At 33.8% G+C, this 20,484-nt stretch carries 16 protein-coding genes; 10 read left to right on the top strand and 6 right to left on the bottom strand.

Going from position 1 to position 20,484, the window contains the following annotated elements:
• Positions 1-35: 35 nt before the first annotated feature.
• Positions 36-2,531, top strand: a complete 2,496-nt coding sequence (locus tag NQQ59_RS18980) for a DUF5686 family protein (protein ID WP_144217209.1) — start codon at positions 36-38, stop codon at positions 2,529-2,531.
• Positions 2,532-2,671: 140 nt separating this feature from the next.
• Here NQQ59_RS18980 and NQQ59_RS18975 read toward each other — a convergent pair whose 3' ends face one another.
• From NQQ59_RS18975 to NQQ59_RS18960, 4 genes are all read right to left on the bottom strand, one after another.
• Positions 2,672-4,942 carry a cation:proton antiporter gene (locus NQQ59_RS18975; protein WP_144217206.1) on the bottom strand — a complete coding sequence of 757 codons (2,271 nt, stop codon included), beginning with the start codon at positions 4,940-4,942 and terminating at the stop codon, positions 2,672-2,674.
• 113 nt (positions 4,943-5,055) lie between these two features.
• Positions 5,056-5,775, bottom strand: coding sequence for a LytR/AlgR family response regulator transcription factor (locus NQQ59_RS18970; protein WP_144221563.1), 720 nt, complete (start codon positions 5,773-5,775; stop codon positions 5,056-5,058).
• Entirely contained in the window at positions 5,738-6,499 is a 762-nt protein-coding gene (locus NQQ59_RS18965; protein ID WP_144221561.1) for a sensor histidine kinase, read from the bottom strand. Before NQQ59_RS18965 ends, NQQ59_RS18970 begins: the two co-directional genes overlap by 38 nt.
• 2 nt (positions 6,500-6,501) lie before the next feature.
• The gene (locus NQQ59_RS18960) at positions 6,502-6,816 is read right to left on the bottom strand and encodes a hypothetical protein (RefSeq protein ID WP_144221559.1); all 315 of its coding nucleotides are present in this window, start codon (positions 6,814-6,816) and stop codon (positions 6,502-6,504) included.
• A 345-nt stretch (positions 6,817-7,161) separates the two neighbouring features.
• On the opposite strand from NQQ59_RS18960, the gene NQQ59_RS18955 reads away from it, so the two are divergent.
• From NQQ59_RS18955 to rpoN, 3 genes are all read left to right on the top strand, one after another.
• Positions 7,162-9,528 (top strand): efflux RND transporter permease subunit, encoded by a 2,367-nt coding sequence (locus tag NQQ59_RS18955; protein ID WP_144221557.1) that lies wholly within the window; start codon positions 7,162-7,164, stop codon positions 9,526-9,528.
• Positions 9,529-9,923: 395 nt separating this feature from the next.
• Complete coding sequence (gene asnS / locus NQQ59_RS18950; protein ID WP_144217203.1) at positions 9,924-11,372, top strand: asparagine--tRNA ligase; 1,449 nt, start codon at positions 9,924-9,926, stop codon at positions 11,370-11,372.
• A gap of 127 nt (positions 11,373-11,499) precedes the next feature.
• Positions 11,500-12,960, top strand: a complete 1,461-nt coding sequence (gene rpoN / locus NQQ59_RS18945) for an RNA polymerase factor sigma-54 (RefSeq protein WP_144217201.1) — start codon at positions 11,500-11,502, stop codon at positions 12,958-12,960.
• Positions 12,961-13,054: 94 nt separating this feature from the next.
• On the opposite strand, the gene NQQ59_RS18940 is transcribed toward rpoN, so the two are convergent.
• Together NQQ59_RS18940 and NQQ59_RS18935 are read right to left on the bottom strand one after the other, a co-directional pair.
• Positions 13,055-13,474 (bottom strand): hypothetical protein, encoded by a 420-nt coding sequence (locus NQQ59_RS18940; RefSeq protein WP_144217198.1) that lies wholly within the window; start codon positions 13,472-13,474, stop codon positions 13,055-13,057.
• 41 nt (positions 13,475-13,515) lie between these two features.
• Complete coding sequence (locus NQQ59_RS18935; RefSeq protein ID WP_144219804.1) at positions 13,516-14,106, bottom strand: thymidine kinase; 591 nt, start codon at positions 14,104-14,106, stop codon at positions 13,516-13,518.
• Between the two features lie 235 nt (positions 14,107-14,341).
• Between NQQ59_RS18935 and NQQ59_RS18930 the strand changes: the two genes are divergently transcribed.
• The 6 genes from NQQ59_RS18930 (at position 14,342) to NQQ59_RS18905 (ending at position 20,482) form a co-directional block, all read left to right on the top strand.
• A complete protein-coding gene (locus NQQ59_RS18930) occupies positions 14,342-15,433 on the top strand; it encodes a hypothetical protein (RefSeq protein WP_144217196.1) in 1,092 nt (363 codons plus the stop codon).
• 114 nt (positions 15,434-15,547) lie between these two features.
• Positions 15,548-16,267 carry a 16S rRNA (cytidine(1402)-2'-O)-methyltransferase gene (gene rsmI / locus NQQ59_RS18925; protein ID WP_119793215.1) on the top strand — a complete coding sequence of 240 codons (720 nt, stop codon included), beginning with the start codon at positions 15,548-15,550 and terminating at the stop codon, positions 16,265-16,267.
• Positions 16,268-16,447: 180 nt separating this feature from the next.
• The gene (locus tag NQQ59_RS18920; RefSeq protein WP_144217193.1) at positions 16,448-16,792 is read left to right on the top strand and encodes a HopJ type III effector protein; all 345 of its coding nucleotides are present in this window, start codon (positions 16,448-16,450) and stop codon (positions 16,790-16,792) included.
• Between the two features lie 137 nt (positions 16,793-16,929).
• Positions 16,930-18,633, top strand: a complete 1,704-nt coding sequence (recJ, locus tag NQQ59_RS18915; protein ID WP_144217191.1) for a single-stranded-DNA-specific exonuclease RecJ — start codon at positions 16,930-16,932, stop codon at positions 18,631-18,633.
• On the top strand, positions 18,620-19,903 hold the full coding sequence (locus tag NQQ59_RS18910; protein ID WP_144219803.1) for an MFS transporter: 1,284 nt from the start codon (positions 18,620-18,622) through the stop codon (positions 19,901-19,903). Before recJ ends, NQQ59_RS18910 begins: the two co-directional genes overlap by 14 nt.
• Positions 19,904-20,482 carry a hypothetical protein gene (locus NQQ59_RS18905; RefSeq protein WP_144217188.1) on the top strand — a complete coding sequence of 193 codons (579 nt, stop codon included), beginning with the start codon at positions 19,904-19,906 and terminating at the stop codon, positions 20,480-20,482.
• Positions 20,483-20,484: the final 2 nt, after the last annotated feature.

Below are 20,484 nucleotides of genomic sequence, written 5' to 3'. Positions count from 1 at the left end.
TAATTCTTTTCGTTTTTGAAACTATATCATTCTGTATGAAGCTATTTTGTTTTTTGACTTTGTTTTTTACGCTTACTCTTCAGGCGCAATTTCAAATAAACGGAATCGTAACCGACTCCAATAACAAACCTCTTCCGTTTGCTACTATTACCACTTCAGAAAACAACAACACGATTACAGATGTTGATGGAAAGTTCATTTTTAAAATCAGTGCATCCGCCAACACTTTAACAGTATCTTATGTTGGTTTTCAGACTAAAACCATTGCATTATTAAACAGCAAGACATTTTATGCTGTTTCTCTTGTACAGCAGGCGGATGATTTAAAGGAAGTAATTGTTTCGAATGAAAATCCGGCTTTAACCATAATCCGAAAAGTTATTGCTGCCAAAACACAAAATGATCCGCAGAAAAAACTCAATAATTTTGAATACAAAACCTATAATAAACTTATTGTAACAGCGAATCCGGACTCCATTGATGGCAGAATCGACTCTACAGCATCTTATAAAGATTTAAGCAAAAAAATAATCAATGTTGATTCTTCTGATTATAAATTCAAAGAAATCGTAAACAAACAGCATTTGTTTCAAACAGAGAAAGTTTCACAATATCAATTTGCCAATAAAAAATTGAAAGAAACTGTTTTAGGAACTAAAATCGCAGGTTTTAAACAACCTATTTACGAAGTTTTGGCTTTTAACCTCCAGTCGATTTCTATTTATGATCCGAAATACGAATTGTTTGAAACCAAATATGAAAATCCGATTTCAAACACAGCACCTTCAAGTTACAATTATAAATTATTAGATACGGTAAGCATTAAAGGGCGTGACGCTTACATGATTTATTTTAAAAATAAACAAAAACGAAGAGCATCTGGATTAGAAGGCGTTTTATATATTGACAGAGAAAATTTCGCTGTTGCTAAAGCGGTAATGCGAATTAAGGGCGTTTTGGATATTAGCGGTATTCATGAGTTTGAATACAATTCGAAAGAAAAAATCTGGTTCCAGAGCAATACGACTTTTAAGATTGTAAAAGGCAAAAATGACGATGACATCAGAATTTTGGGCGGAACCATTCAGTTTGACGGAGACGTTGAAGAGAATTTTGAACCCAGAAAAAAAGTAGCTTCCGATTTTACTTATCTAATTTCTGAAAGTAACAGTTTCGATATTCGCATTGGCACCAATAATTCTGTCAAAAATCCTTCCTTATATATTGAAATTAACGACGATGCAGCCAAAAAACCAGAAAGTTTCTGGGAAGCTTATCGAAAAGAAAATCTCGACTTAAAAAGCCAAAAAACGTATTTATTATTAGACAGTATTTCTGTAAGCAATCGAATTGAGAAACGTCTGGGAATAGGTCGAAAAATCATCAATGGTTTTTACCCAATCGGACCTGTTGATCTGGATTTAAAAAAGATCATCAGTTATAATAACTACGAAGGTTTTAGACTTGGCTTGGGCGGAATTACAAACGATCGTTTCTCTAAAAATTTCCGAATCGAAGGTTATACCGCTTACGGAACAAAAGATGGTGTTTTTAAATACAGTTTAGGAGGCGGAGTTTTATTAGACAAATACACCAATACTTGGTTTAATGGATATTATACCGATGATGTTCGGGAGATTGCAAGTACTGTTTTTGCGGTTGACAAACGCGTTTTTAAAATTTACGATCCACGACCGATTAACATTAGTACTTTTTACGAATATACCGGATGGCGAGGAAATATTCAAACCAAAATTATTCCGAAAACTGAAGCTGTTTTAGAATTTTCAAGAAATTACATCGAACCTAAATTTGATTATTTGTTTAATCACGATGGCAAATTGTATTCAAGTTACATCATGACAACAGCAATGCTGTCAATTGTTTGGGCGCCTTTCAGCGATTTCATGCAGACTCCAACCGGAAGAAATGAATCGGAGAAAAGATTTCCGAGATTTACTTTTCAATATACCCAGTCATTACCAAATGTATTCGATAATGATTTCACTTTCAGCAAAATCGATTTTAAAGCTGAATATGAAAAGAAATACCTGAACCGTCAAAAGACAAGTCTTCTTTTACAAGCAGGTTTAGCAATGGGCGATGTTCCGATTACACATTTATACAATACTTCTCCAAACAACCTGACCAAGGAAACCGTTATCCAACGTATTACTTTTTCTGGAAGAAATGCTTTTGAAACGATGTTTTTTAATGAGTTTTTCTCAAGCGAATATGTAATGTTCCAGATTAAACATGGTTTTGACCGTATTACAATTCTGAAAAAAGTAAGACCTTCATTGGTTTTAGTTTCCAGAATGGCCTGGGGGAATATGGAAAAACCCGAACAACATGTTGGACCAACTTACAAAACACTTGACAAAGGTTATTTTGAATCGGGAATTGAATTAAACAAAATCTACAAAGGCTTTGGTCTTGCCGGATTCTATCGCTACGGACCAAATCAGTTATTGAAATTTGAAGACAATATTGCAGTTAAAATTTCTTATTTGCTTGATCTAGGTTTGTAAAATCTCAATATAAAAATTCCAAATTCCAATCTTTGAACTTATAAAACTTTGACAAAGTTCTACTGAATCCATAAAAAAAATCCCAAACTCCGATCGCATTGCATTTTGGAATTTGGGATTTTATTTATTGGAATTTAAAACTAAGGTTTAATAATTAAAACCGAAGGCGTATTATTGAGCCATGGACTTTGAGATTCTATTAGTTTTTTCCAACTGTCTAAACTTATAATCATTAAATTCTGACCGTCTAAAAACTCTTTTTTTATCGTTCTATCATTTTTAATCATAATATGATTTGGAGCAATCTGTTCTATAGAACGAATCGTTTCCTGAATTTCGCGTGTGCTTTTAACCTCACCACTTGCATCCAGAACCGTAACCTGAGAACCATTATTATTGATTAGCTTTTTAGCATAGTCAATTAAAAATGAATCTTCTTTACTAAAAACAGGCATAAAAACCTGATTTACTTCTTCAAGATCTTTATCGATAAGAATACCAACCGACATTCTGGTTTTAGCAATGATATGGCGTGTTCTTTCATCAAAAGGATTATTTTCGAACAAACCTTCTTTTCCAGTAAACTTGTCGATTAAACGATCCGGATTTACAATTCGGGTTGTGAATCCAAGAATTTTTCCAAGCAAAGTTCCGGCAAAAATGGATTGCCCTAAACCAATCAATAATAAATCATATTCTCCTTGGTTGGCCGAATCAATAATATCAGCATCAATATCATTTGAAACTTTAAACATGCTCACCATATTCTGATTCAATCGATTTGATTCCTCTACAACAGGAACTAGCATTTTACGTTCATAATCTTTAACATCAAAAGAATGAATCTCTGTACTTAATGACAAATGCAGTGCCGTAACAATCGAATTATCTCCTTGTTTTTTAACTAAACTGTTCGCAATTTTAAGCAATTGTTTTCCCCTTTCAGGAGTTGCAAATGAAAGCAGGATTTTGTATTTACTTTTATTGCCAATTTCCTGCGGAATAGCTGTTATTTTATCTTTAAAAATAAAACCAATAAAATCTAAAGCCGGCCCTGTCATAAAAGTAGTCACCAAGGCCATAATTACCATCATGGTAAAAATTTCTGTAGACAACACACCAAGATCATAACCAATATTTAAAACTACAAGTTCCATTAAACCGCGAGTATTCATTAATGCTCCGATTGCTAAACTATCTTTCCAGCTTTGCCCAACGAATTTTGCTGCTAAAGCACTTCCAAAGAATTTCCCGGCAACAGCAACAGCAATAATCAAACCTGTGATTTTCCATAAAGCCGGATCATTTAGTAAACCAATTTGCGTACGTAAACCTGTAAACACAAAAAATAAAGGCAATAAAACGATAATGGCTACATCTTCTACTTTTTCGATAAAAATATTTCTGAATTTATTGTTTTCGGGCATAATAGCTCCTGCCAAGAACGCTCCGAATAAAGCATGAATTCCGATTAACTCAGCAGCATAAGCCGAAATCAAAAGTGTAATAAAAAATATCGCTACAACTGGTTTATTCAAACTTTCACGAGTAGCATTTAAATCGCCGACACGTTTCAAGAATGGACGAACGACTTTCAACATAATAATTACATATAAAATCGCTAAACCAATTACATATAAGGAACTTGTAAACGAACCCGCTTTTACAATAGCAATGACAACTGCTAAAATACACCAAGCTGTAATATCGTCTGCAGCAGCGCAAGTAATCGCAATGGTTCCGAGTTTTGTTTTCTGCATTCCTCTTTCCTGAACAATTCTCGCCAGAACCGGAAAAGCAGTAATACTCATGGCAATTCCCATAAATAATCCGAAAGAAGAAAACTCAACACCAATTGGAGCAAAAGTATGGTAGATATAATAAGCTAGAGTTAAACCTAACGCAAACGGAATTACAATACTCGCGTGACTAATAACAACTGCATCATGAGCTTTGTTTTTAAGTACTTTCAAGTCCAGTTCCATTCCGATTACAAACATGAAAAGGATCAAACCAATCTGGCTTAAAAACTGTAAATTACCTAAAGATGCTACTGGAAATAAAGCTGCCGAAAATTCCGGAAAATACATTCCGACCAAAGATGGCCCTAAAACAATACCCGCAATCATTTCTCCGATTACAGATGGCTGTCCAATTTTTCTAAAAAACCATCCGAACAAACGTGCTACCAAAATAATCGTGACAATCTGAGCCAATAAAATAGCAAGAGGATGCTGCAAATTATGAATCATCGAATCCAGAAAATCATTCCAATGGTTGCTTTCAATTTGTTTTTTAACAACATTACGTCCAACTTCAAGTGAGGCGCCTTTTGAAATCACCCAATATATTAACGCTGTAAAACCACCAATAATGGTAATGTAAAACAATGAGTTTTTAATGTTATTCATAACTCGTTCTTTAGATTTATTGAAACAAATATCAGAACTGCATTTTAAGTGAAAAAGCTAACTTCAAGCTAATTTTTAATGTATGTAACAAGTCGGGAAAATTTTGTAATAAGTTATAGCTTTACTTTTTTCAAAAAATCGGAACGATAGGTTTCGCTTAAAATTAAGGCTGTGTTTTTATTATTTTCTTCTAAATGATGAAGTAAAATTTCATTGTGATTAAAGAATTTTATCGCCTTTACCGCTACAATTTCCTTCTTATTGATTCGGCAGAAATCGGCATCAGGCAATTCATTTAAAAGCGTATCGAATTTTACATTTTTCAGATTCAGAAAACTTCCGTCAGTCAACAAAACCGTTTTATCACGACTATCGCTGGTTGCTGTCGTGATGTACTGAATTTTATTAAAATACAATAATGTTTTACCTTTATCGGTATTGAGCTGTATGAACTTTTTTGAATTATCTGCTTTATCAAAACGCTCAAAAGCTTTGGAAACCGCTTTCTGAAGACGCTCTAACTTTACCGGTTTGGTGATATAATCTACTGCATCAATATTAAAAGCATCTGCCGCATATTCTTTATAGGCAGTGCAAAAAATTACTAATTTATTATCCAGCATTTCGGCCAGATGCAGACCATCTATACCTGGCATTTCGATATCAGAAATTAAGAGATCAAATTCCAGATTCGGAATATCAGATAAAAGTTTCTCAGGATTATTAAATGTCTTTACAATTTCCAGTTCTGGGATTTGCTCGCAAAGCATTTTCAAATAAGTCAATCCTGGAAGCTCATCGTCCAGAAGCAAGCATTTCAGTTTTGTATTCAAGTAAATCAATTTTTAGATGAGCAATATAAATGTCGTTTTCTACAAACCTATCGAGTTTGAAATTATTCTTATAAATAATTCGAAGACGATGTTCTAAAGTAGCGTGTCCAAATCCGCTACGTTCTTTCTTAAGTACTTTTTTATCCGAGATTTTGTTTGAAACCGTCATAAAAAAAGTATTGTCTTTAAATTCAAAAACAACCGAAATAAAGGCATCAGCACTTTGAAGATCGGCATGTTTAAAAGCATTTTCAATCAAATCAATCGAAATTAAAGGCGCCAGCAAAGGCTGATCGTATAACTTATCTTCTTCGTTAATGTTGGTTTTGATTTTGAGTTCAAAAAGCGGACTGATTTTAATTTTATTGATTTCGATTAAATTCAGCGCAAAATTAATTTCTTCTTTTGCTGTGACGAATTTCTTTTTGCTTTCATATAAAATATAATCCAGAACATTGGCTAGTTTGTCTAGCGCAAAATACGTCTGATACGCATGTGACTGAATCGAATTTAAAATATTCTTAAACAAATGCGGATTAAGTTTTGATTCCAGATTTTCCAACTGCAAATCATTTACTTTAGATTCTAAAGCATAAAAATTCTCTTCGGCATTTTCTTTTGCTTTTTTAGTCTGCATTAACTGATACATCATAAAGCAAATTATGACAATTAGAAGCAAAAGAATTGCTAAGAAAATATAAATAAGTGTATCGTTTTGTTGCATTTTTAAGACTCCCAAATTTTTTTTAATGATCCTCTGTAATAAATAAAAATTCCAATTGTTAAAACCAAAATACTAGATACCCAAAGATAATAACCTAACTCTAATGAAATAATAGTAGCCATTGCACCACTCTCTGCTCCTAATATTTCATTCCAAAAAGAAAAAGAAATTGCCAGACAACATGCTGAAAAACTGGAAAGAACAGCTTTTTTATCATTATTTTTAATAAAATGAACAAGTGCAAATAAGCTCAAAGGATTTGCCATCCAAATAATTTGTTCCAACAAACCCCCACCTAAAAATGCAATTGATCCCATGAAAAAATAATCAATAGATCAGGCTACTTTAATTTCATTATTATAATTAAAACTAATAGCATTTTGAGTTAAGGAAGCTCCAAACAACAATAGACTTAAAATAATAATGAGCAATTTATTTTTTTTAGAATCCATTCATTTAATAAAGTTCTTTTAGTGTGACTTGTTTTAAGTTTCCATTTTTACCACAAATATGAGAAAAGCTAACGACTAAATTATAAAAACCAAGAAAATTATCACAATCAGAAGACTTTCAAATTTGTGTTAACATTAAGTAAAATAGAATCGATTATTTATGATTTCGAGCTCTTTTCACTACATTTGCATCCATTTTTTAAAGATGTTATGAAAAACACTATTCAAGTTGGATTTTGGGAAAAACTGGCCCGAATCATACTTAAAAACAGAATTACGATTCTGATTATACTTTCTGTTTTAACTATTTTCCTAGGGTATCAATGGAAAAACCTTTCTATGACTTATACCGAAGCAAACCTGCTTCCGAAAGATCATATTGCCAACAAAGATTATCAAAAATTCTTAGACAAGTTTGGCGAAGAAGGAAATCTGATTGTTATTGGTTTTAAAGACCCTAAATTCTTTACTCCAAAAAACTATGCCGCCTGGACTGAGTTAATGAACGGTTTGAAAAAAGCCAAAGAAGTTGATTTAGTTATTTCTTTGAATGACTTAAAAAAACTCGAAAAAGATACTGTAAATCAAAAATTTGTTCTAGCACCATTTATTGAAGAAAGCAAAGCACTTGATCCAGCTTATTTAAAAAATGTCCAATATGACTTGTTTCATAATCTTCCGTTTTACGAAGGTCTTTTGTTTAATAAAGAAAGTGGTAGTGTGCGTTCTGCCATTTACATGAACAAAGCACTTGTAAATACAGCTGAAAGAAAAACTTTTATCTTAAAAGATTTAGTTCCTAAAATCGATAAATTCGAAAAAACAACGGGAATTGATTTGAAGGTTTCTGGTATGCCATACATCCGTACGATTAATGCGGATAACATGAAAGGTGAAATTGGACTTTTCATTGGTGCGTCTTTATTGACTGTTTCCTTGATTTTCTTTTTCTTTTTCCGTTCGTATAGAGCTACATTTATTTCGATCTGTATTTTAATTGTCGGTGTAACTTGGTCTTTTGGAACACTTGGATTATTTGGATATAAAATCACGATTTTAACCGCTATTATTCCGCCGTTGATTATTGTAATCGGAATTACAAACTGTATTTTCCTGATTAATAAATATCAGCAGGAAATTAAACTGCACAACAATCAGGCGAAAGCTTTACAACGTGTAATTTCAAAAATTGGACATTCTACTTTGATGACCAATTTAACAGCTGCAATTGGTTTTGCTACTTTGATGATTACAGGAAACGAATTGCTTTTCGAATTTGGATTGGTAACTTCTATCAACGTACTTTCTGTTTATACTTTGACACTTTTTATCGTGCCAATTATTTACAGTTTTATGCCTTTGCCAAAAGCGAAACACTTGTATCACTTAGACAAGACTTACATTTCAACGCTTTTAAACACAGTTACCACAATCGTTAAAGGTAAAAAGACAATCGTTTATTGTATTTACGCTATTCTATTTCTTGTAAGTTTGAATGGAGTTAGACAAATGAAAGTTTCAGGAAGTTTGATTGGCGAAATGCCGAAAAGCGCTTCTTTCTTTAAAGATATTTTATTTTACGAAAAGGAATTCAACGGAGTAATGCCGTTAGAAATCATGATTGACACCAAAAAGAAAAAAGGTGTTATGAAACCGGCTACAATTCGTAAAATGGACGAATTACAGAATACAATTTCTGAAATTCCTGAACTGGCAAAACCTGTTTCTGTTGTAAACTTGGTAAAATATGCCAAACAAGCTTTCTACAACGGAAATCCTGAATATTACCAACTTCCAACTTCTCAGGAGCAGACTTTTATTTTGGGTTATGCTAAAAATGCGACCAAAAACAGCAAAGAAAACTTAATGAAAGCTTATGTTGATTCAACTGGACAATATGCAAGAATCACGACTTTCATGAAAGATATTGGAACAGATGAAATGGCAAAAGTAGAAGGAAAACTTCGTAAAAAAATTGACGAGATTTTCCCAAAAGACCGTTTTGAAGTTACGATTACAGGAAAAGCACTAGTTTTCCAAAAAGGGACAACATATTTGGCGCACAACTTAATTGAATCGTTGCTTTTTGCGATTGCAACAATTGCAATTTTGATGCTTTATTTATTCCGTTCTTTCAAAATGGTAATGGCTTCTTTGATTACGAATATTTTACCGCTTTGTATTACTTCTGGATTGATGGGTTATTTCGGAATTCCGTTAAAACCATCAACGATTTTGGTATTTAGTATTGCTTTCGGAATCTCTGTAGATAATGCAATTCAGTTTATGGCGAAATACAAAGATGAATTAACTCAAAATAAAGGAAAAGTAAAAAAATCTGTTTTCAGCGCTTTAAAAGAAACTGGAGTAAGTACTTTCTATACTTCTATCGTTTTGATTTTAGGTTTTGCCACTTTCACTTTATCAAGTTTCAGCGGAACGATTGCTTTAGGAGGATTAATTTCTTGTACTTTAGTTTTTGCTATGTTTGCTAACTTGGTAGTTTTGCCATCTTTGGTTTTAACTTTCGAAAAGAAAAAAACGAAGAAAGAAGATTTGGAGAATTTGCAGAAATAGAGTTTTTTTTTGCCACGACCCGAGCGATAGCGAACTGGCGAAGCAAATTTCACGAATTCGCACGAATTAAAAATATAAATCTTTGTCAAAATTTAAAACTTTGACAAAGATCATCGCAAAGTTTGTCATTCCGAGGAACCGAGGAATCTCACTCGAAGCTCAACAAAAATTTACCACAATCTTGTCATTTCGACGAAGGAGAAATCTCCGCAAGTAGCTCCGCACAGTAATTCCTAACTTTGTCGAGTTTCTTACGAAGATTTCTCCTTCGTCGAAATGACAAAAATGGAAATAATACAAAGTCTATAAAAAATTCAACTTCTCAAATTAATTAATATCGATTATATTTGCAGTTGTTCAAAATGAATATTACTTAATATCAATTATATATAAAAATGAAACACACAAAAGTTAGAGACTTATTAAACAGTACGACGACGTTACAGGAAGTGAATGCAAAAGGTTGGGTGAGAACTTTTAGAAATAATCAGTTCATCGCTTTAAATGACGGTTCTACAATTAATAATATTCAATGTGTTGTTGATTTTGAAAATACACCAGAAGAGACTTTAAAAAGAATCACACCAAGTGCAGCAATTTCTGTAATTGGAACTTTGGTTGAAAGTAAAGGTGCTGGTCAGAAATATGAAATTCAAGTTTCTAAATTGGAAATCCTTGGAGATTCTGATGGTGAAGCGTATCCAATTCAATTAAGAAACAGACCAAGTTTAGAGTTTTTAAGAGAAAAAGCACATTTACGTGTCCGTACGAATGCTTTTGGCGCTATTATGCGCGTGCGTTCAGTATTATCTTATGCGGTTCACAAATATTTTCAAGATAGAGGTTTTGTTTATGTAAACACGCCAATTATCACTGGAGCTGATGCTGAAGGTGCTGGAGAAATGTTCCAAGTAACTTCTTTACCATTGGATAATCTTCCAAAAAATGAAGAAGGAAATATTGATTACAAACAAGATTTCTTTGAAAAACATACAAACCTTACAGTTTCTGGACAATTAGAAGGAGAAACTTTCGCAATGGCTTTGGGTCAAATCTATACTTTTGGACCAACGTTTAGAGCAGAAAACTCAAACACTTCTCGTCACTTGGCAGAATTCTGGATGATTGAGCCTGAAGTTGCTTTCAACGACTTGGATGACAACATGGATTTGGCTGAAGATTTTATTCAGTATGTAATTAAATATGCTTTAGACAACTGTAAAGATGATTTGGCTTTCTTAGAAGGAAGACTTTTAGAAGAAGAGAAATCAAAACCACAGGCAGAAAGAAGCGAAATGGCGTTGTTAGAAAAACTAAACTTTGTTTTAGAGAACAACTTCAAACGTGTTTCTTATACTGAAGCAATTGACATTTTAAAAGATTCAACTCCAAATAAAAAGAAGAAATTCCAATACCTTATCACAGAATGGGGAGCTGATTTACAATCAGAACACGAGCGTTATTTAGTAGAAAAACACTTTAAATGTCCAGTAATTTTATACGATTACCCAGCAAACATTAAAGCGTTTTACATGCGTTTGAACGACAACACAGAACCAGGAAGAGAAACAGTTCGTGCAATGGATATCCTTTTCCCTGGAATTGGAGAAATCGTGGGTGGTTCTGAAAGAGAAGAGCGTTACGATGTTCTTGTTCAGAAAATGGAAGCACTTGGAATTGACAAAGAAGAATTATACTGGTACTTAGATACAAGAAGATTCGGTTCTGCAACACACGCAGGTTTCGGTTTAGGATTTGAGCGTTTGGTATTGTTTGTAACAGGAATGACAAACATTAGAGACGTAATTCCTTTCCCAAGAACTCCTGGTAGTGCAGAGTTTTAATCTAAGATTCTAAGTGGCTAAGACACTAAGACTCTAAGTTTTTAAAATAGAAATAATTATACGAATTTAGTTCATCAACATAAGATACTTAGCTTCTTAGGAGCTTAGTATCTTAGCAACTTTTTTTATGCTAAAGCAATTTTTAAATTTAAAATTATCTCAAAAATTATCTCCACAGCAAATACAGCTGATGAAGTTAATTCAATTGCCTACGCAAGCTTTTGAACAACGTTTATTAGAAGAAATGAACGAAAATCCGGCACTTGAAGCTGGAAAAGAAGACGAGTACGAAGCTGACGAATATGCTAATGACGAGTACGATGATTATGATGACAATGAATCAGATAGAATCGAAGCAGACGACATTAACATTGACGAATATTTAAGCGACGACGATACGCCTGATTACAAAACTCAGGTAAATAATTATAGCGAAGATGAGGAACGCGAAACACCTTTTGCGGCTCCAATAAGTTTCCATCAGGATTTAATCAATCAGTTGAATACTTTTATTTTGAATGATGAAGAGCGCGAAATCGCTGAATTCTTAGTTGGAAGTATTGATGATATGGGCTACATCCGCAGAAGCATTCCAGACATTGTTGACGACATGGCTTTTACTCAGGGAATTTATACTGATGAAGCAATGGTCGAAAAAATGATGACGGTAATTCACGAATTAGAACCTTCGGGAGTTGGCGCACGTGATTTGCAGGAATGTTTGTTGCTTCAATTAAAACACAAAACACCAACTGAATATGTCGATTTAGCTATTGACATTATCGAAAATCAGTTTGATGCTTTTACGAAGAAACATTACGACAAACTGCTTCAGAAATACAGCGTTTCAAACGAACAGCTTAAAAAAGCGATTCACGAAATTGAAAGACTAAATCCAAAACCAGGTGGCTCTTTCGCTGGAAACAATAAAGTTACCGAAAATGTTGTTCCAGATTTTGCTATCAGAATTATTGATGGTGAACTAGAACTAACTTTAAATGGTCGTAACGCTCCTTCTCTGCACGTTTCTAAAGATTATCAGGAAATGATGCAGACGTATAAAGAATCTAAAGATAAATCGACAGCTCAGAAAGATGCTGTTCAGTTTATCAAACAAAAACTAGATTCTGCTAAATGGTTTATCGACGCGATCAGACAACGTCAGGAAACTCTTTTTGTAACGATGAATGCCATTATGCATTATCAGGAAGAATATTTCTTAGACGGCGACGAAACCAAACTAAAACCAATGATCTTAAAAGATATTGCAGATATGGTTGGTTTGGATATTTCGACGATTTCACGTGTGGCCAACAGCAAATACGTTGAAACACCATACGGAACCAAACTGATTAAAGAATTCTTCTCTGAAGCCATGAAAAACGATCAGGGAGAAGATGTTTCTACTTTAGAAATCAAAAAAATTCTTCAAAACACAATTGAAGAAGAAGATAAAAGAAAACCGCTTCCAGACGATCAATTGGCAGAAATCTTAAAAGAAAAAGGATATCCAATTGCGAGAAGAACAATTGCTAAATACCGTGAGCAACTCGATATTCCAGTGGCGAGAATGAGAAAGAAAATTTAATTTTTTTCAACCATATAAGAAATATAAGTTCATTTAAATAAAAAACCCGACAAGTTAAATTTGTCGGGTTTCTTTTTAAATATATGATTTTAATTTATTTGTATTGATCTGGCTGAATCTTTACATCAAATAAAAAAGCTTTCTTTTTATCATTATAGTGGTAAATCAAAGTATAATCATTGTCTCTAAAAACCTGAAGTCCTGGATTTGCTTTAGCTGTACTGATCAAACTTTTTTCAATTTCGTCTTTTATAACATTGCTCTCAGCGTTTTCTTTTACGACATTCAATAACGTTAAATTATATTGAACAAATCTTTCCTCAGGCAAACTTACACTGTCTAAACGCATTCCGTCCTGAATATTTAACGGACAACTTTTATTGTATTTCGCAACCAATTCCACCACTTCTGTTTTTACCTCATCTGCATTTTTGGCAAGATAAAATTGAAAATACACTACTAAAGCAATCGCAATTCCAATTAATAGTAATAATAAAAGATTCTGTTTTCTCATACTCTATTGTTTATTTAGACTCACAAATGGAATTTAAAAATCTATTTTTCCTGACTTTTTTTCATTGCATTAAAATACGCTGCACGGCTAAGTGGTTCGTATTCTTCTGTTTCACCCAACATGACCAATTTATCATTGGCTGTTTTTCTAAAACTATAATTGGCTAAGTTTCCTGTGCGCGTACAAACGGCGTGAACTTTTGTTACATATTCAGCAGTTGCCATAAGTCCTGGCATTGGACCAAAAGGATTTCCTTTAAAATCCATATCCAATCCGGCCACAATTACGCGGATTCCTTGATTCGCCAAATCGTTGCAAACCGTAATAATTTCATCATCAAAAAACTGTGCTTCATCAATACCAATCACATCACAGCCTTGCGCTAAAATCAAAATATTAGCAGCTGCGGGAACTGGAGTTGAACGGATTTCATTAGCATCGTGAGACACTACCATTTCGTCATGATAACGGGTATCAATAGCGGGTTTGAAGATTTCAACTCGTTGTTTGGCAAATTGAGCGCGTTTTAATCTACGGATCAGCTCTTCGGTTTTACCCGAAAACATTGATCCACAAATAACTTCAATCCACCCAAATTGTTCTTTGTGATTTACTGTATTTTCGAGAAACATTTTGTATTTTTCTGCCTTTAAAAATGAATAGTTTTTATTACTTTGTACTGGTAATAAATCGACGTAAAAATGTGTTATTTTACATTTTTTCAAAAGTAGAAAATTTTTATCAAATCGTAAATTTGCGAAAGCTTATTAACAGAAATAAAAAATTATCCTTTGATTTTCCTGATAAATAAAGACATTCAGACATTAAATACACTAAAATACCTTATTCACTATAATTTCAACAGTTATGAAAAAAAAATTGGAAGCCGATTTAATCAGCATTGCACATCGAATTTTAAAACTTAAGAATAAATCCGATATCAATCAATTGTACCTTGAAACTCAGAGATTATACGAGAAATTAGCGGTATTAAAATTTGTAGAAGAGAATTTCGATTCTGCAAAACCAACCATCGGACAGAGTGATATTACTTCTGAACTGGAAACAATTTTTGATAAAGAACAAGAGATTATTCCAGCTACAATCGAAAACGAAGCACCAACTGTAGAAAAAGTAATTGCACTTGAAGAATCGTACGAGCCTGAAATTTCAGAAGAAAAACCAGCAGAAGTTGTTGAAACTGCTGAAGAAATTGTTGAAGAAATTTCAGAACCAATCGTTTTTGAAGCCGAGGAAGTAGTCGAAGAAACCGCTGAACCAGTTGCTGCAGAAGCAGAAGAACCAATAATCGCAGAAACAGTTGAACCAATCGTTGCTGAAATTATAGAACCAGAAGCTGAAAAAGAAATTGAAAAAGCTGAAGAACCGAAAAGTGCACTTGATGAACTTTCATTTACAACGGTAAACGAATTAAAACCAATTCCAGATTTCAAACCTGCTTTTGAATTAGAACCAGAAGAAATAAAAGAAGTTAAGGAAGAACCAAAAACTCCGATTTCTTCAATGCCAACGATACAATTTGAAGATTTCGGATTGAATTATGCCGATCCACAGTTTGTAAAAGTGGATACTTTTGAAGCTGTTCCTCCAGCAAAAGCTCCTTCTATTAATGATTTTGCAGCAGAAAAAAAGGAAGAGAAAAAAGCAGAAACTGCTATTCTTGAAACTCCTGCGCAAGCAAAACCAGTAAGTTTGAATGAAAAACTGGCAAGAGGTTTCCATATCGATTTGAATGACAGAATTGCTTTCACTAAAAATCTTTTTGGAAACAGTACAGAAGATTACAGCCGTGTTTTAAATCAATTATTAACTTTTGATTCTTATGCCGAAGCAAAGGAATTTATCGAAAACATGGTAAAACCAGATTATAACGACTGGGAAGGAAAAGACGATTACGCAGAACGTTTTCTTGGAATTATCGAGAAAAAATTCTCTTAAAAAAATAGAACACCAATTTCACGAATTTGCACCAATTTTTTCTTTGTGCAATTTTTAAAGTTTTAGAATCTGTGTCAATTCGTGCAATTCGTGTTAAAATTATTAAACTAAATTATGTCCAAATTATATATCGTTCCAACGCCGATTGGCAATCTTGAAGACATGACTTTCAGAGCCATTCGGGTTTTGAAAGAAGTCGATTTGATTTTGGCGGAAGACACGCGCACAAGCGGAAAACTGTTAAAGCATTTTGAAATTGGCACGCACATGCACAGCCATCACATGCACAACGAACACAAAACAACTGAGAATTTAATTGCACGTTTGAAAGCCGGCGAAACCATCGCTTTGATTTCAGATGCTGGAACTCCAGCCATTTCAGATCCTGGATTTTTATTGACTCGCGCTTGTGTTGAAAATAAAATTGAGGTAGAATGTCTTCCTGGAGCAACGGCTTTTGTTCCTGCTTTAGTAAACAGCGGACTACCAAATGACAAATTTGTTTTTGAAGGTTTTCTGCCTGACAAAAAAGGACGTCAAACTCGATTCTTGGCTTTAGCCGAAGAAACAAGAACCATGATTTTATACGTTTCACCGCATAAACTCGTTAAAACTTTAAGCGAGTTTGTTCAGTATTTTGGTGAAGACAGACAAGTTTGCGTTTCGCGCGAATTATCAAAATTACACGAAGAAAACGTTCGTGGAACTGCCAAAGAAGTTTTAGCACATTTCGAAAAAACAGCACCAAGAGGAGAAATCGTTGTGGTTGTTGCGGGAAAAACGATAGAAAAAGAAGCCAAAAAGAGTAAGTACTCAAAAGACGAAGAAGAATAGATTAATTATTTCAGCCACTCCCGATAGCTATCGGGATAAAATGATTAACACAGATTAATTAAAAAGTTTGCCACGAATTCCACTAATTCCACTAATTTAATTCGTGTTAATTCGTGAAATTCGTGGCAAAAAAATCATTAAAATCATTTTAATCAGTGGCAAAAAAAACAGACCCACAATATGAGCATTCAAGCCTTTTTAGAAAAAGTAAAACAAACTCCAACACAAATCACATTTCCTGAAACTATTGCAGTAATTGAAGAAAACTACAACTTTACTCCAACTGCTTTTCAAAATGGAACACAACATAACGCAGCAGGCGAAAATTCTGGTTCTTGCAAATTGTTTTCTTTCGCAAAACTGCAAAACCTAAGCAAAGAAGAAACATTAGCTTGTTTTGGCGCTTTTTATTTTGAAGAAGTTTTAGGCGATCCAAACGGAACAAATCACCAAAACATTAGAAATTTCATCAACTTAGGTTGGGAAGGAATTCAATTTGAAGGAAATGCTTTAGAAGCGAAATAATTTTTTTCTTTCCACGAATTCCACGAATTAACACGAATTAAATTAGTGGAAATTCGTGGAATTCGTGGCAAAAACAAACATCAGATTAAACGATTTTCAAAATCTGAAATCTAAAATCAAAAATCTACAATTAAAAAATGCGCTGGACTTTAAAACCAAAACCTTCTGAAGAAAAAATCAAACATTTGGCACAAGCCTTAAATGTAGAAGATTTTGTAGCGACACTGTTGATTCAGCGCGGAATTGAAACTTTTGAAGAAGCCAAAACCTTCTTTCGTCCGTCATTAGAACATCTTCATGATCCATATTTAATGAAAGACATGGATAAAGCTGTTTCCAGAATCGAGCAAGCCATCGAAAATCAGGAAAATATTCTGGTTTTCGGAGATTATGATGTTGATGGAACAACGGCGGTTTCTTTAGTTTCTTCGTATTTAAAATCACATTATCCAAATATTGCCACTTATATTCCAGATCGTTACGACGAAGGTTACGGCATTTCATATAAAGGAATTGATTACGCTGACGATAACGGAATTTCTTTAATCATCGCTTTAGATTGCGGAATCAAATCAATTGACCATATTGCTTACGCGAAAGCAAAAAACATCGATTTTATTGTTTGTGATCACCACCGTCCGGGAGAATTTCTTCCTGATGCCGTTGCCGTTTTAGATCCAAAAAGAGAAGACTGCTCTTACCCTTACGATGAATTATGCGGTTGCGGAGTTGGTTTTAAACTGATTCAGGCTTTAGGTCAAAACCGAAATGAAACTATTGAAGATTTGGTTCCATATCTGGATTTAGTTGCCACAGCAATTGCTGCCGATATTGTTCCGATTACAGGAGAAAATCGTGTTTTGGCTTACTTCGGATTGAAAGTTATCAATAGCGAACCAAGACCTGGAATTAAAGCTTTAACACATCAGGTAAAAAAGAAAGTTCTTGATATTACGGATGTCGTTTTTATTATTTCTCCTCGAATTAATGCAGCTGGAAGAATCAAACACGGAAATCATGCCGTTGAATTATTAACGGAATTCAACTTTGAACAAGCACAACAATTTGCTTCGGAAATTGAGCAATACAACGCAGACCGAAAAGATTTAGACAAAAAAATTACCAAAGAAGCTTTCCAGCAAATTATAGAAAACGACGAAGAAGAACGCTTTTCTACAGTTGTTTTTCAGGAAGACTGGCACAAAGGCGTGATCGGAATTGTAGCTTCAAGATTAATCGAAACGTATTACCGCCCGACTTTAGTTTTCACTAAAAGTGGAGATAAATACGCCGCTTCTGCCCGATCCGTAAAAGGATTTGATGTTTATAATGCATTAGATGCTTGCTCTGAACATTTAGAACAATTTGGAGGCCACATGTATGCCGCAGGAATGACTTTAAAAGCAGAAAACTACAATGCATTTAAAGCTGCTTTTGAGAAATGTGTTGCCTCTACTATTTTACCAGAAATGCGTGTTCCAGAAATCGAAATTGATGCCGAAATCAATTTCTTTGATATTACACCAAAACTCATTCGAATCTTAAAACAATTTGAACCTTTTGGACCACAAAACATGACACCCGTTTTTATGACTACAGACGTAAAAGACACTGGTTATGCCAAAACTTTAGGTGCAGAAGAAGAACATTTAAGATTGTTCGCTAAACAAAATAACTCCGACGGAATTGCCGCAATTGGCTTTGGACTCGGAAAAAAATTAAATATTGTACAAAATCAAAATCCGTTTCAACTGGCGTATTCAATTGCTGAAAATGAATGGAACGGTACAATTTCAACACAGCTTATGCTGAAAGATGTCAGAACAAATGGAAGAAATTAAATCAAGTAAGCGAGATCCGTATCAGGCGCTTCGTTATAGAGAATTCAACATATTTTTATTATTGCGTTTTGCCATGGTTTTTGCCTGGTCCATGCAGTTTATTGTAATTGAATGGGAAGTTTACAGCTTAACCAAAAACCCGCTTTCGTTAGGAATTATTGGTTTAATGGAAATTATCCCTGCCGTTTCGATGTCTTTGTTTGCGGGACATATTGTCGATCAGAGAGAAAAGAAAAGCCTATTGGTAAAATGTATTTTAGGATTTTCAGTAATTAGTTTTGGGCTTTTCTTATTGACTTGGCCAAAAGTAGTTGGAGGCTGGTCTACACATGTTATTTTATATTCCATTTACGCTTTAGTATTTTTTGGCGGAATTGTTCGTTCTTTTATGGGACCGACTATTTTCTCTCTTTTATCACTGATCATTCCTAAAAAAGTATATCCAAATGCTGCAACTTGGAGCAGTTCGGTTTGGCAAATTGGAGCGGTTATGGGACCAGCTTTGGCGGGTTTCTCTATTAACTGGATTGGTGTTCACTGGTCTATGTGTTTGGTTTTCGGGTTTTCAATTCTTTCTTTGATTGCCTTGTCTCAAATCAGTCAAAAACCAATCGTAAATCCGAAAATGGGAGAATCCATAAAAGATAGTCTTATGGAAGGATTGACTTTTGTATTCAAAAATAAAATTGTTTTAGGCGCTTTATCACTAGACATGGTTGCGGTTCTTTTCGGAGGTGCAGTAGCATTATTACCCGTTTTTGCACAAGACATTTTAAAAGTAGGTTCAGAAGGTTTCGGAATTTTAAGAGCTGCTCCTGCTGTGGGTGCTTTTATTACGATGCTGGTTTCGGCTTATGTGCCTTTGTATGAAAATGCAGGAAAGAAACTTTTAATTGCCATTTTTGTTTTTGGTTTATCAATCATTTTGTTTGGATTCTCGACTTACTTCTGGCTTTCCGTTTTCGCCTTATTTTTAAGCGGATTGGCTGATGGAATTTCAGTTGTAATCCGCCAGACTATTTTACAGCTTAAAACACCAGATCACATGCGTGGACGTGTTGGTGCCGTAAACTCCATTTTCGTTGGATCTTCAAACGAATTAGGTGCTTTTGAAAGTGGTGCAACTGCGAAACTGATGGGCGCTGTAACTTCTGTAATTTTTGGAGGAAGTGTTACGCTTTTAACTGTAGTTTTCACTGCATTGAAATCGCCAACCTTTAGAAATTTAGATCTTAAAAGAGATATGGATGAACACCATAAATTGGAGTAAATGAATAAATTCAAGAAGATACTTTTAAAGATTCATTTAGGAAGTTTGATTATACTACTGATGGGTTTTATTTTCAATGTAATTTTTGACGTCACATTAATTTCAAATTTACGTTTTATCCTAAAAATTCTCTTTTTTGTATCAGCTTGTGTGTTGTTCTTTTATTATATAAAACTATTTAAAAAGAAAGCTTTATATTTTGGATTTTACATTATCTCACCACTTTTTATTTTTTCTAGCTATTTAATAGATAGAATTTCAGGTGCTCTTTTATTTTCTTTATTTCTCTTTTTCTTTGAGGGTAAAAATGATGTAAGATTCGAAAATGATCAAATCCAAATAAAATCAAAATTCGAATATCTACTTGGTACTTGCTGTAAATATGAAGTAATTGAAAAAAAGTACTTTCTATTTGAAAAGAAACTAGCTGAATTTAAATTTGAAGAAAGTCTTTATTTTAACGATGATATTAAAATTGAAGATAAAACATTAAGATTACATCTTATTTTAAAAGATTATGACATCAAAGATGACCGTTACATTGTAAAAGACACCATTCTTCATGTTTTATTAAAATAAAA

This window comes from Flavobacterium panacis (genome assembly GCF_024649945.1).
GTDB lineage: Bacteria > Bacteroidota > Bacteroidia > Flavobacteriales > Flavobacteriaceae > Flavobacterium > Flavobacterium panacis.
The sequence above is the reverse complement of the archived record's forward strand: the minus strand, read 5'-3'. Positions and strand labels throughout refer to the sequence as shown.